General features: G+C 71.2%; 9 protein-coding genes. 5 read left to right on the top strand and 4 right to left on the bottom strand.

What is annotated here, in order from left to right; translation table 11 throughout:
- Positions 1 to 41: 41 nt before the first annotated feature.
- Positions 42 to 1,601 (bottom strand): long-chain-fatty-acid--CoA ligase, encoded by a 1,560-nt coding sequence (locus PV789_RS21425; RefSeq protein WP_274974261.1) that lies wholly within the window; start codon positions 1,599 to 1,601, stop codon positions 42 to 44.
- A gap of 376 nt (positions 1,602 to 1,977) precedes the next feature.
- Here PV789_RS21425 and leuS point away from each other — a divergent pair, with 376 nt between their 5' ends.
- From leuS to PV789_RS21410, 3 genes are all read left to right on the top strand, one after another.
- Positions 1,978 to 4,473, top strand: coding sequence for a leucine--tRNA ligase (gene leuS, locus PV789_RS21420; RefSeq protein ID WP_274974260.1), 2,496 nt, complete (start codon positions 1,978 to 1,980; stop codon positions 4,471 to 4,473).
- 86 nt (positions 4,474 to 4,559) lie between these two features.
- Positions 4,560 to 5,150 carry a carbohydrate kinase family protein gene (locus PV789_RS21415; RefSeq protein ID WP_274974259.1) on the top strand — a complete coding sequence of 197 codons (591 nt, stop codon included), beginning with the start codon at positions 4,560 to 4,562 and terminating at the stop codon, positions 5,148 to 5,150.
- A 428-nt stretch (positions 5,151 to 5,578) separates the two neighbouring features.
- Positions 5,579 to 6,205 (top strand): hypothetical protein, encoded by a 627-nt coding sequence (locus PV789_RS21410; RefSeq protein ID WP_475465680.1) that lies wholly within the window; start codon positions 5,579 to 5,581, stop codon positions 6,203 to 6,205.
- Between the two features lie 13 nt (positions 6,206 to 6,218).
- Here the strand turns inward: PV789_RS21410 and PV789_RS21405 are convergent, their stop codons facing one another.
- Together PV789_RS21405 and lexA are read right to left on the bottom strand one after the other, a co-directional pair.
- Positions 6,219 to 7,310 (bottom strand): alpha/beta fold hydrolase, encoded by a 1,092-nt coding sequence (locus PV789_RS21405; protein ID WP_274974257.1) that lies wholly within the window; start codon positions 7,308 to 7,310, stop codon positions 6,219 to 6,221.
- Between the two features lie 108 nt (positions 7,311 to 7,418).
- Positions 7,419 to 8,138 carry a transcriptional repressor LexA gene (lexA, locus tag PV789_RS21400; protein WP_274974256.1) on the bottom strand — a complete coding sequence of 240 codons (720 nt, stop codon included), beginning with the start codon at positions 8,136 to 8,138 and terminating at the stop codon, positions 7,419 to 7,421.
- 654 nt (positions 8,139 to 8,792) lie between these two features.
- On the opposite strand from lexA, the gene nrdR reads away from it, so the two are divergent.
- Together nrdR and PV789_RS21390 are read left to right on the top strand one after the other, a co-directional pair.
- Positions 8,793 to 9,278, top strand: a complete 486-nt coding sequence (nrdR, locus tag PV789_RS21395; RefSeq protein WP_248771484.1) for a transcriptional regulator NrdR — start codon at positions 8,793 to 8,795, stop codon at positions 9,276 to 9,278.
- Between the two features lie 107 nt (positions 9,279 to 9,385).
- Positions 9,386 to 13,306, top strand: a complete 3,921-nt coding sequence (locus PV789_RS21390) for a vitamin B12-dependent ribonucleotide reductase (RefSeq protein WP_274974255.1) — start codon at positions 9,386 to 9,388, stop codon at positions 13,304 to 13,306.
- 67 nt (positions 13,307 to 13,373) lie between these two features.
- Here the strand turns inward: PV789_RS21390 and PV789_RS21385 are convergent, their stop codons facing one another.
- The gene (locus PV789_RS21385; protein WP_274974254.1) at positions 13,374 to 13,679 is read right to left on the bottom strand and encodes a hypothetical protein; all 306 of its coding nucleotides are present in this window, start codon (positions 13,677 to 13,679) and stop codon (positions 13,374 to 13,376) included.
- Between the last annotated feature and the right edge of the window lie 83 nt (positions 13,680 to 13,762).

The following is a 13,762-nucleotide window of genomic DNA, read 5'->3' as shown; positions in this document are numbered from 1 at the left end:
GAGGCCCGGAGAAGACAGGGCCGGCCCCACCGCGCGGGATGTCAGCCGCGCAGCTCGCGCTTGAGGATCTTGCCGGTGGAGGTCATCGGCAGCTCGGTGCGGAACTCCACCTCGCGCGGGTACTTGTACCCGGCCAGGCTCTCCTTGGCCCACGCGACGAGCCCCTCGGCGGTGACCTCGGCGCCCTCCTTGGGGATCACGAACGCCTTGACCTCCTCGCCGTGGGTGTCGTGGGGCACACCCACGACCGCGGCCAGGCTGACCGCCTCGTGGGTCATCAGGACCTCCTCGACCTCGCGCGGGTAGACGTTGTAGCCGCCGCGGATGATCATGTCCTTGGAGCGGTCGACGATGAAGTAGAAGCCCTCCTCGTCGCGGCGGGCGATGTCCCCGGTGCGGAACCAGCCGTCGCGGATCACCTCCGCGTTGACCTCGGGGCGGTTGTGGTACCCCTTCATCACGCAGTGCCCGCGCACCGCGATCTCGCCCTCCTCCTCCACCTCGTTCCACTCGGGGTCGATGAGCTTCATCTCCACACCCCACACCGGCAGCCCGATGGAGCCGGTCTTGGCCTTGACCTTGGGGTCGTTGAACGAGACCACCGGGGAGGTCTCGGACAGGCCGTAGCCCTCCTTGATGCCCACGCCGAAGGTCTTGGTGAAGTCCTCGGCCAGCTGACCGGGCAGGGCGGCGCCGCCGGAGACCGCGTCCACCACGTTGCCCGCGATCCTCTCCAGGTCGTAGGCGCCGGGATCGGCGGCCCGGACGGCGCCCAGCAGCCCCCAGTACATGGTGGGCACGCCCGCGAAGGCCGTGACGCCCTCCTTCTCCATGAGTCTGAGCGCCTCGGCGCCGTCGAAGCGCGGCATGAGCACCATCGTGCCGTGCCGGTACAGGGCCGCGTTGAGCATGACCGTCTGGCCGAAGATGTGGAACAGCGGCAGGACCACGAGGGCGACGTCGCGGCCGTCGGGGTGGGCCTCGACCAGCCGGGCGGAGCCGACCGCGTTCAGCAGCAGGTTGTGGTGGCTCAGCTCCGCGCCCTTGGGCTTGCCGGTGGTGCCGCTGGTGTAGATGATGACCGCGGTGTCGTCGGAGCTGGCCTGCACCGTCTCGAACTCGCCGGGCTGGCCCTCCAGCGCCTTCCAGAAGGTCTCGGCTCCGTCGATGGTCGACTCGGTGGCGCCCGGGGAGGCGGGCAGGTCCACGTAGAACTCGCAGGAGTCCACCTGGCCGAAGGCCTCGAAGGCCCGCTCGCCCAGCGGGAGTTCCGGCGTGCCGGTGAAGGCGAAGAGGGCCCTGGCCCCGGAGTCCTCCAGGTGGTAGGCGATCTCGCGCGGGGTCAGCAGCACGTTCAGCGGCACGATCACCGCGCCCGCCTTGAGGGCGCCGAAGTACACGAAGGGGAAGTAGGGCACGTTCGGGCTGGCCAGCGCGATCCGGTCCCCCGGCCTGATCCCGCGCGCGACCAGCAGGTTGGCCACCTGGTTGGCGATCATGTTGGTGATCGCGTAGTTCAGGCGCAGGTCGCCGAAGACCAGGCACTCCTTCTCCGGAGCCGATCGGGCGCCGTCCTCCAGGAGCACGGACAGGTTGAGCATGGGGGCCTCCCGCAGCCAGATGGGTCCAGTGAACGCGCGAGGATTCGGGATGATGTGACCCGCGTCGCGTGTTCTGCGCCACTTTGACGGAAGAGTAACAAACCGGCTGGTCGGTGTGGAGGGGGCGGGAGTCCGTAATCTCACCGATCTTCCCCTCCGTCCCCTGCGACCCCGGGAGCGAGCGCGGAGCACGGCGACGCCGGGCCCGCCCGCACGGTGCGGAGGAGGACCGCTCCGGCCCCGTGCCCCGACCGCCGCCCCGGCAGCCGCCCCCGTGCGCACCCGCGCGGGGCTGCGCGAAACCCGTCCGCGCCCCGACCCGCCAACCGCTAACCTGAGTGCTGTACACCCCGAACCGGCTAAGGAACACGTGGCGATGACAGCGGTAGACGGCGACCAGACGACGGGCGACACCTACGACGCCCGGGCCCTCCAGGACAAGTGGCAGGCGCGCTGGGCCGCTGAGCTTCCGTTCCAGGCCGACGAGGACCCCGGGGACACCCGCCCGCGCTCCTACATCGTCGACATGTTCGCCTACCCCTCCGGCGACCTGCACATGGGCCACGCGGAGGCCTACGCCATCGGCGACGTCATCAGCCGCTACCGCCTCCAGCGCGGCGACAACGTCCTGCACCCCGTCGGCTGGGACTCCTTCGGCCTGCCCGCCGAGAACGCGGCCATCAAGAACAACTCCCACCCCGCCGAGTGGACCTACGCCAACATCGAGACCCAGGCGGCCTCGTTCCGGCGCTACGGCATCAGCGTGGACTGGTCGCGCCGCCTGCACACCAGCGACCCCGAGTACTACCGCTGGAACCAGTGGCTGTTCACGCGCTTCTTCGAGCGCGGACTGGCCTACCGCAAGGACGGCCACGTCAACTGGTGCCCCCAGGACCAGACCGTGCTGGCCAACGAGCAGGTCGTGCAGGGCAGGTGTGAGCGCTGCGGGGCCGACGTCGTGCGGCGCAGCCTCAACCAGTGGTACTTCCGCATCACCGACTACGCCCAGCGCCTGCTGGACGACATGGACCAGCTCGACGGAGGCCGCTGGCCGGACGAGATCCTGGCCATGCAGCGCAACTGGATCGGCCGCTCCACCGGAGCCGACGTCCACTTCGCCATCGAGGGCCGCGACGAGCCGGTCACCGTCTTCACCACCCGGCCCGACACCCTCTACGGGGCGACCTTCTTCGTCGTGGCCGCCGACGCCGACCTGGCCGACGAGCTGTGCGCGCCCGAACAGCGCGAGGCCTTCGACGCCTACCGCTCCGACGTCGCCAAGCTCTCCGACATCGAGCGCCAGGCCACCGAGCGCCCCAAGACCGGCGTGTTCCTGGGCCGTTACGCGATCAACCCCGTCAACGGCGAGCGCATGCCCGTGTGGGCGGCCGACTACGTCCTGGCCGACTACGGCCACGGCGCCATCATGGCCGTGCCCGCGCACGACCAGCGCGACCTGGACTTCGCCCTGGCCTTCGACCTGCCGGTCCGGGTCGTGGTGGAGACCGGCGAGCCCGACCCCGTCGAGACGCGCACGGCCACCGCGGGGGAGGGCGTCCTGCGCGACTCCGGCCCGCTGGACGGCCTGGCCAAGACCGAGGCCATCGAGCGCATCATCGAGATCCTGGCCGAACGCGGCACCGGACAGGGCACGATCAACTACCGCCTGCGCGACTGGCTGCTGTCCCGCCAGCGCTACTGGGGCACCCCCATCCCGATCGTCCACTGCCCCTCCTGCGGCGAGGTGCCCGTCCCCGACGAGCAGCTGCCCGTCACCCTGCCCGAACTCAAGGGCGCCGAGCTGGCCCCCAAGGGCGTCTCGCCCCTGGCCGCGGCCACCGAGTGGGTCAACGTCGACTGCCCCTCCTGCGGCGGCCCCGCCGAGCGCGACACCGACACCATGGACACCTTCGTGGACTCGTCCTGGTACTTCCTGCGCTACTGCTCGCCGCGCCTGGACACCGCCCCCTTCGACACCGAGGCGGTGGAGAAGTGGGGGCCGGTGGACCACTACATCGGCGGCAAGGAGCACGCCACGCTCCACCTGATGTACGCCCGGTTCTTCACCAAGGTCCTGCACGACATGGGCATGGTGTCCTTCACCGAGCCCTTCCGCCGCCTGACCAACCAGGGCCAGGTCATCAACCAGGGCCGTGCCATGTCCAAGTCCCTGGGCAACGGCGTGGACCTGGGCAAGGAGATCGACGCCTACGGCGTGGACGCGGTCCGGCTGACCATGCTCTTCGCCTCCCCGCCCGAGGAGGACGTGGACTGGGCCGACGTCTCCGTCGTCGCCGCGCAGAAGTTCCTCAACCGCGCCTACCGGGTGATGAGCGAGGCGGGCGCGGCCGGCGCGCCGGGAGCCGACCCCGCCAAGGGCGACAGCGACCTGCGCCGGACCACGCACCGCACCGTCGACCAGATCACCGCCCTGGTCGAGTCCCGCCGGTTCAACGTGGCCATCGCCCGCACCATGGAACTGGTCTCGGCCGCCCGCAAGGCCATCGACTCCGGTCCCGGCGCCGCCGACCCGGCGGTCCGCGAGGCCGCCGAGGCCGTGGCCGTCTGCCTGTCCCTGTTCGCGCCCTACGTGGCCGAGGAGGGCTGGGAGAAGCTCGGCCGCAGCGGCAGCGTCGCCGTCGGCAACTGGCCCGAGGTCGACCCGGCCCTGCTGGTGCAGGAGTCCGTGACCTGCGTGGTGCAGGTGCAGAGCAAGGTCCGTGACAAGCTGTCCGTGGCGCCCGACATCGACCCGGCGGAGCTGGAGCGGCTGGCCCTGGCCTCCGAGAAGGCACAGGGCTTCATCGGCGACAAGCAGATCCGCAAGGTGGTCGTGCGCGCGCCCAAGCTGGTGAACATCGTCGTCGGCTGACCAGGCACACGAGGGGCGGCGGCCGCGCGCAGCGGCCGCCGCCCGTGTGCGGTCGGCTCGGTGACCGACAGGGAGGCGGTGGCCGGGTGGGTCCTCTCGCGCGGGTGGCCGTGATCGGCGCGGGCACGGTGGTGCTGTCCGCGGTGGCGATCGGCGGCGGGCTGTGGCTGGACGGGGACGACCCGGGCGTTCCCGAGAGCGGCGACGTCCACGCCGCGGCGCCCGGGTGCGCGGTGGTCTCGGACGCGCTCGTCACCGGCCTGGTGCCCGGCGCGGTACTGGAGTCCTCCGAGCACGGGCCCCTGGCCGACGGCGACAGCACCACGTGCTCGTGGTCCTCCGCCGGTCTGACCGAGGGGCCGCAGGGGGTGCTCCGGCTGGACCTGTCCGCCCGTTTCACCGACACCACGGGGGAGGAGGCGGTCACCGGCGCCCAGCGGGCGCGGGAGGCCTACACCGCCCTGACGCCGGTGCGCGGAGAGGCCGTGGAACTGCCCGCAGGGGAGGGCCGGGTGTGGCGCGGCCAGACTCCTGGTACCGCCGAACTGGCCTTCCCCACCGACAACCTGCTGGTGCGGGTGTCCTACGCCGGGACCTCCGGCACCGAGCCGGTCGACTTCGGAGAGGCCCGGGACCTGGCAGTGGAGTTCGCCGTGCAGCTCGGAGAGGCCCTGTGAACGACCAGCAGCCCGATCCGCGGGAGCCCGAGCAGTCCCGGGAAGCCCAACAGTCCCCCCGAACTCCTCAGCCGCAGCAACCGCAGGAGCATCAGGAGCGGCGGGAACACGAGCCACCCCAGCCGCAGGAGGAGCAGCCTCAGCAGGGGAATGAGGCGCCGCAGCCCCAGGGGTCACAGGAACCTCCCCGGTCGCGCGCAGAGCAGCAGCCGCCTCAGCCGCCCCAGGCACCGCAGCCCCACGGGGAACCACAGCCGCCTCAGCCGGCACAGCACGACGGGCAACAGCAGCCCCTTCCGCCGTCCCAGGCACCGCAGCCCCACGGGCAGCAGCAGACCTACCACCCCCTCCAGCCCCCACAGGGGCAGTACCCGCCGCCCCCCGGCACCCCGTGGCAACAGCCCCACCCCCAGCAGCCCGCACCCGAGGTGGTGGCCTCCGTCCAACCGCAGAGCCGCGGTTGCGCCACCGTCGCCGTGGTCGCCGCCGCACTGGTGCTGGTCGTGCTCGCCGCCGGGGCGATCTGGTACGTCGTGGCGCGCGACACCCCGGAGGCGAGCGCCTTCGGGGCGGCGCCCGAGTGCTCCGTCGCCGAGACCGGGACGCTGGACGAGCTGGTGCCCGCCCACGAACTGGAGGTCGAGGAGCCTGTCGGCGGCCCGCAGGAGGCGTTCGGCTCCGGCTGGCAGTGCCGGTGGGCGACCCCCGGCGGCCCCGGCGAACAGGTTCCGGCCACCGCGACGCTGGTGGCCGTGGCCGCCCCCGACCCGGGCGGCGCAACGACGGCCGCCGACAACCTGCGCACCACCACCTCCCAGTACGACGCGCAGGAGCTGGAAGGCGTCGGCGAGGAGGCGGTCGCCTGGGTCCAGGAGGACCCGTACACGGTCGCCTGCGTCGGCGCCCGGGTGTCCAACCTGTACCTGGAGACCTGTTACACCGTGGCGGCCAGCTACGACGCGCAGGACCCGGGCGACCGGGAGCGCATGGTGGCGGGCGCCGAGGAGTTCGCTCTGTCCGTGACCGAGGCGCTGCCGGACTCCATCCCCGAGTGAGGCCCCGGCGCGGCTACCAGGCCGCGCCCAGGAACTCCTCCAGCGCTGGCGAGACCTCCTCGGCGAACGGGCGCTGGGCGTCCAGGACCGTGGCCCCGGGCTCGTCCCGGTAGCGGCGGAAGATGTGGTCGGTGTCGGGGACGTCCACCCGTCGCGCTCCGTCCAGACCGGTCATCAGCCGGTCCACGTCCTGCCGGGAGACCTGCGCGTCCCGCTCCCCCCACAGCACCAGCACCGGGGTGCCCCCGGGCAGGTCCTCCGCCAGCTCGACGGGGTCGAAGGCGTCCATGTAGGCCAGGAAGTCCTCGTTGACTGGGGTGTAGACGCCCATGACGCCCCCGCTGGGCATCTCCACCTCGCTGAGTGCACGCCCGGACCTGATCGCGGCCCGTCCGGCACGGGAGTCCGAGAGCAGCTGGACCACCTGCCCCTCATCCACCTGGCCCGAGGCCTCGACCGCGCGCGCCTGCTCGGTGAGCTGGCGGTCGATCAGGTCGAGGTAGCGCGTACCGGGAGGCGCGGCCAGCACGAGCGCGGGGGAGGGGTGCTCGGCCCCGATGAGCTCGTGGGCGCGCAGCGCGTACAGGGCGCCCTCGCTGTGCCCGACGACGACCACCCGTTCGGGGTCCACCTCCGGCTGGGAGACGAGTTCCTCGTAGGCCGCCGCGACCTGCTCGTCGAAGATCACCGGGTCCACCGGCGCGACCTCGTCGCCGGGGCCCGGCGTCTCGAAGTCCGGACCGCTGCCGTACTTGTCGTAGCGCAGCGAGGCCACCCCGACGTCGGCGAGCACCCGGGACAGGTTCTGGTTGGTGCCGGCGTGGGGGCGCACGGAGCTGTTGCCGTCGCGGTCGGTGGGACCGCTGCCGGAGATGATGAGCGCGCCCGGAACGGTGCCGGAGACGTCCTGGGGCATCCGGAACGCGCCGGACACCTCGTACCCGCCGCCCTCGAAGGCCACCTCGCGCTCGACGCCGCCGACCCCCGGCGCCTCGGCGGCCCCGTCGTCGGCGGGGGCGCAGGCGGCGGTCAACAGGACGGCGCTCGCCGCACCGGCCAGTGCGGTGCGCCAGCGGACGGCGGGGGAGGAGGCACGTGTGAACACCCTCTCAGCCTAGCGGCCCGCGCCCGTCGGCCCCGCGCCGTCCACAGGGGGAAGCGTCCCCGGTCCCTCCGAGGGGAGGGGGACCGGAGACGCGGGTACGCGGGTACCTCAGACGCGGCGCATGACCGCGACCACCTTGCCGAGGATGGTGGCGTCGTCGCCGTTGATCGGCTCGTAGGCCTCGTTGCGCGGCATCAGCCACACGTGGCCGCCCTCCTCGCGGCGCAGCACCTTGACGGTCGCCTCCTCGTCGAGCAGCGCCGCCACGATGTCGCCGTTGTTGGCGTCCTGCTGCTGGCGCACCACCACCATGTCGCCGTCGGTGATGGCGGCGTCGGTCATCGAGTCGCCGACCACGGTGAGCATGAACAGGCGTCCCTCACCCACCAGCTGGCGCGGCAGGGCGAGCACGTCCTCCACCGACTCCTCCGCCAGGATCGGACCGCCGGCGGCGATCCGGCCGACCAGCGGCACGGCCGCGGCGCGCGAGAGGTCGATGTCCTCGGGCACCAGGGTCTGCCCCGAGGCGCGCCCGGGCGTGCGCAGCTCCACCGCGCGCGGCCGGTTCTGGTCTCGGTGCAGGTAACCCTTGCGCTGGAGGACCTTGAGCTGGTGCGCCACACTGGACGGGCTGGACAGGCCGACCGCTTCCCCGATTTCCCTTATCGACGGGGGGAAACCCCGCTCCCGGACATAGCGCTGGATGCAGTTCAGCACGCTCTGCTGGCGCGCGGTGAGTTTGGGGGCTTCGGGCGTGGACCCGCCCGCGTTCTCCGCTGGTGCGAGAACGGTGGCGGTATCTGCGGTTCCGGGATTCTCCTCCGGCACGGCCGGGCCTCCTCGGCATTCGGTTCGGTCAGGGCCTGCTTGTGTGACTGGCCACCCCCGGTCCGCGACCGTGCCGACCTGGGGGTCCACGTGATGGCGAAACCGGTGTGAAATCAAGGTCAACTTTAGTCGTTGCACACGGTGATATCAAACAAGCGTTCGAGGCCGGTGGCAATTGCCGTCGCGCGTATTCGCGGTCAATTTCCGGCCTGCACTTACGTGTGTACACGCGTTCACGCGCTGTTGTCCCCGGAATGCGCGAACGCGTGTCCGTGGCAGCGGTTCCGGCCGGGCGCGGGGGTCTTATCCCGGAGCGTCGGCTCGACCGAAATCCCCGTGACGTCGGGATTCCGGTGCCCGCCGCCGGGAGCGGCGGCTCCGGTGGGCGGCGCTATCCTTGAGCGCGGTGCCGGGCCGCCCCCGCAGCAGTCCGCCCGCGCCGACTTCCCCGCCCCACCCCGCCGCCGCGGGCCGCGATGCCGCGCGGTCCCTCGGCCGTGTTCGTGACACGCCCGTGCCGGGGTTGCGGCGGGGTCAGGAAGAAGTCTAGGTTCGACCACAACATCTGGTGTTGCGACAGGAGTGGTTGCCCAGAAGTTGTGGTTTAGTGGTACCTAGGCGTTGTCATTCGGTGAGAGAAGCAGGTGAACCAGGGTGCACTGTCCGTTCTGCCGCCATCCGGACACCCGGGTGATCGACAGCAGGTCCACCGACGACGGCGCGGCCATCCGGCGCCGCCGGTCCTGCCCCGTCTGCGAGCGCAGGTTCACCACCCAGGAGACCGTCCTGCTGATGGTGGCCAAGCGCTCGGGGGTCACCGAGCCCTTCAGCAGGACCAAGATCATCGCCGGGGTGCGCCGGGCCTGCCAGGGGCGCCCCGTCTCCGAGGACGCCCTGGCCAAGCTCGGCCAGCAGGTCGAGGAGGAGATCCGCGGCCGCGGCCTGGCCGAGGTCCCGGCCCACGAGATCGGCCTGGCCATCCTGGGACCGATGCGCGACCTGGACGAGGTCGCCTACCTGCACTTCGCCAGCGTCTACCGCGGTTTCGAGAGCCTCTCCGACTTCGAGGCCGAGATCGCCAGCCTGCGCCAGGACCGCGAGGCCGAGACCGGCGGCCGCAGCGGCGCCACCACGGGGTAGCGCCCCTCGCGGCCGCACGCCGACCGCGCGCGGGACCACACCACTCCCGGGACAAGGACGCCGGGCACGGTCGGTGACCGTGCCCACGAGTGAGGGGAGACCCGGCGATGACGGAAACCGCCAACGGTCCGGCCGGACGCAAGGGCAAGGGCAACCGCAAGGGGATCAGGGTGAGGCGCGTCTTCACCTCCCCGGGCACGCACCCCTACGACTCCCTGGAGTGGGAGCGCCGCGACGTCGTCATGACCAACTGGCGCGACGGTACGGTTAACTTCGAGCAGCGCGGGGTGGAGTTCCCCTCCTCCTGGTCGATGAACGCCACCCAGATCGTCACGAGCAAGTACTTCCGCGGCGCGGTGGGCACCCCCGAACGCGAGTGGAGCCTCAAGCAGCTCATCGACCGCGTCGTCGGCGTCTACACCGAGACCGGCCGCGAACACGGCTACTTCGCCTCAGCCGAGGACGCCGAGGTCTTCGACCACGAACTCAAGCACGCCCTCGCCCACCAGCTGTTCAGCTTCAACTCCCCGGTGTGGTTCAACGTCGGCACCGCCTCCGCGCAGCAGGTCAGCGCGTGCCAGCCCTACGACGCGATGGTCAGTACTCCGGCAGGGCTCGTGCCCATCGGTGAACTCGTCGAGAGGGACGCGGTCGGCACCAAGGTCTACGACGCCCATGGTCTGACCCGGGTCGTGGCGACCAAGGCCAACGGCATCAAGGATGTCCTGCGCCTGCACACCAAGGCCGGTTACACCCTCGACGTCACCCCCGACCACCTGGTGTGGAGGTCGACGGGGACGGAGCTCGACCGGGGCCGTTTCCTTCCCGCCGCGCAGCTCCAGCCCGGTGACAAAGTGCAGTGGCACCGGCGGGAGGCCTTCGGCGAGTCCGAGATCCGTTCGGCGGACATCGCGGAGGCAGCGCTCGCGGGATGGCTTCAGTCCGACGGGTTCGTGGGCCAGTACAACGGGACGAACCGGTCCCTGACCATCGAGGCGATGACGGTCACTCCGGCGGAGCTGGAATGGGTCACCTCCGCCCTGGACACCGTGCTCCCCGGAATCCATCGCAAGGAGACCCGCGTCAGCACCCAGGACGAGACCCTGGACTGCCGCAGGACCCGGCTCTACGGGAACGGCCTCGCCGACTTCGTGGAACGTTGGGGACTGCGTACGAGGGGAACGGACATGGAGGTTCCGGCCTTCCTGTTCACCGCTCCACTGCCGGTCGTGCGCGGCTACCTGCGCAGTGTCTTTCAGGGCGAGGGTTACGTCAGCGACAGGGAGCGTTCGACCCTCATCGGGCTGGACATGATCTCCGAGAAGCTGATCCGGGGCGTCCAGCGGCTGCTCCTCCGCTTCGGGATCTTCTCCCGTGTCCGCAGGAAGGCGGAGCCCAGGGAGGACCGCCACGACATCTGGGCTCTCGGGATCCAGCCCCTGGGTGAACGAGAACTGTTCCACACCGAGATCGGTTTCGTGGACGAGCGCAAGAATCTCAAGCTGGAGCGGAGCCTGGAGCGGTCCGGACGCGCAGCCGGGCGGACCAAGTGCCTGGAAATCGCCCGCGTCGAGAACCTCGGCACCATGGACGTCTACGACATCCAGACGGAGAGCGGTGAGTACCTCTCCGGCAACCTCCGAGTGCACAACTGCTTCATCCTGTCCGTGGACGACACCATGGAGTCGATCCTGGACTGGTACAAGGAAGAGGGGATCATCTTCAAGGGCGGGTCCGGCGCGGGTGTGAACCTGTCGCGAATCCGCTCCAGCAAGGAACTGCTCTCCTCCGGCGGGACCGCCTCCGGGCCCGTCTCCTTCATGCGCGGCGCCGATGCCTCGGCCGGGACCATCAAGTCCGGCGGGGCCACCCGCCGGGCCGCCAAGATGGTCGTACTGGACGTGGACCACCCCGACATCGAGGACTTCGTCGAGACCAAGGCCCGCGAGGAGCACAAGATCCGTGCCCTGCGCGACGCCGGGTTCGACGTCGACCTCGGCGGCGACGACATGTTCAGCGTCCAGTACCAGAACGCCAACAACTCCGTGCGGGTCTCCGACGCGTTCATGCGCGCCGTGGAGAGCGGCTCCGACTTCGGCCTGACCTCCCGCACCACCGGCGAGGTCGTCGCCACGGTGGACGCCAAGGAGCTGTTCCAGCGCATGGCCGGGGCCGCCTGGGAGTGCGCGGACCCGGGCATCCAGTACGACGGCACGATCCAGGACTGGCACACCACGCCCGAGAGCGGACGTATCAGTGCAAGTAACCCGTGCTCGGAATACCTCCATTTGGACGATTCGTCCTGCAACCTGGCCTCGATCAACCTGCTGAAGTTCCTGCGCGAGGACGACACCTTCGACGTGGAGCGCTTCACCGCGCTCACCGAACTGGTCATCACGGCGATGGACGTCTCCATCACCTTCGCCGACTTCCCCACCGAGAAGATCGGCGAGACCACCCGCGCCTACCGGCAGCTCGGCATCGGCTACGCCAACCTGGGCGCCCTGCTCATGGCGACCGGCCACGCCTACGACTCCGAGGGCGGGCGCGCCGTCGCCGCCGCCGTGACCTCGCTGATGACCGGCACCGCCTACCGGCGCAGCGCCGAGCTGGCCGGGGTGGTCGGCCCCTACGACGGCTACCGGCGCAACGAGCGGGCCCACAAGCGGGTCATGCGCAAGCACGCCGCCGCCAACGACGACCTGCGCACCGTCGGAACCCTGGAGGAGCCGATCCACGCCGCGGCCACCCGCGAGTGGGCCGAGTGCCTCAGGATCGGCGAGCGCAACGGCTGGCGCAACGCCCAGGCGAGCCTTCTCGCGCCCACTGGGACCATAGGTTTCATGCTCGACTGCGACACCACCGGCATCGAGCCGGACTTCTCGCTGGTCAAGTTCAAGAAGCTGGTCGGCGGCGGCTCCATGCAGATCGTCAACCAGGCCATCCCGCGCGCGCTGGGCAACCTCGGCTACCAGGACGAGCAGGTCGAGGCCGTCGTCGAGTACGTCTCCGAGAACGGACACGTCGTGGACGCGCCCGGCCTGCGCACCGAGCACTACGAGGTGTTCGACTGCGCGATGGGGCGCCGCTACATCCGGCCCATGGGCCACGTGCGGATGATGGCCGCGGTGCAGCCGTTCCTGTCCGGCGCGATCTCCAAGACGGTGAACGTGCCGGAGGAGGCCTCGGTCGAGGACTTCGAGCACATCTACTTCGAGGGCTGGCGGATGGGCCTGAAGGCGCTCGCCGTCTACCGCGACAACTGCAAGGTGGGCCAGCCGCTGTCCACCGGCGGGACGCGGGAGGAGGAGGCCGAGCCGGAGGCGGAGGCCGCCGAGGCGCCCCGTCCGGTTCGCCGCCGCCTGCCCAAGAAGCGACCGAGCGAGACCACGTCGTTCTCCGTGGGCGGGGCCGAGGGCTACATCACCGCGGGCTCCTACCCGGACGACGGTCTGGGCGAGGTGTTCATGAAGCTCGGTAAGCAGGGGTCCACCCTGGCCGGGGTGATGGACGCCTTCTCCATCGCGATCTCCATCGCCCTGCAGTACGGGGTCCCGCTGGAGACCTACGTGGAGAAGTTCACGAACATGCGGTTCGACCCGGCGGGCATGACCGACGATCCCGACATCCGCATGGCCCAGTCGGTGGTGGACTACATTTTCCGCCGCCTGGCCCTGGACCACCTGCCCTACGAGGAGCGGGCCGCGCTGGGGGTGCTGTCGGCCGCCGAACGCCAGGCGCAGGTGGCGGGTGAGGACCCCGCGCAGGTCGCCACGCAGGTGGAGTCCTACGCCCAGTCCGCCGCCACCCGCGGGGCGGACGCTCCGGAGGAGGCCCCGGCCGCCCCCGCGCGGGAGCCGCACACGGCGGCGGAGCGGCCGACCCGGGCGCACTCGACCGCGGAGCTGATGGAGGGCAAGGGTTTCGTGGCGGACGCGCCGCTGTGCGTGACCTGCGGCACCAAGATGCGCCCGTCGGGCAGCTGCTACGCCTGCGAGGGCTGCGGCGCCACCAGCGGTTGCAGCTGACCGGCGTCGGACGGGCGGTCCGGGGAGGGGGCGGAGCCGTACCCCTCTCCGGATCCCCGGTCCCGTGTCAGCCGCGGTCGAGGTCGCCGGAGGCGGCCGCGACCGCGGCTGACACGGCGGTCACCCCCAGCACGGCGGGCCAGGCGCCGACCTTCTTGGCCAGCGGGTGGGAGAGCCCGAACGCGCCGACGTACACGCCGGTGAGCGCGACCGCCGTGCCCACCCCCGAGCGGCGGCGCCAGGTCTCGAAGGCCGCGGCGCCGAACGCGGCCAGCACGGCGCCGCCCAGCGGGCGGTTGCCCGTCGCGCGGGCCACCGTGTAGCCGCCGATCAGGCCCGCGGTGGTCAGGACGGAGCTGGGTACTGCGGGCATGGACGGTGTCCCCTCTCGCGGCGGCCGGAGCCGGTGGCTGCGTGTGCCGACGACGTTATCGGCCGTCCGGCGGCGGTGTGGTC

This window comes from Nocardiopsis camelliae, from assembly GCF_028993595.1.
Classification (GTDB): Bacteria; Actinomycetota; Actinomycetes; order Streptosporangiales; family Streptosporangiaceae; genus Nocardiopsis; species Nocardiopsis dassonvillei.
The sequence above is the reverse complement of the archived record's forward strand: the minus strand, read 5'-3'. Positions and strand labels throughout refer to the sequence as shown.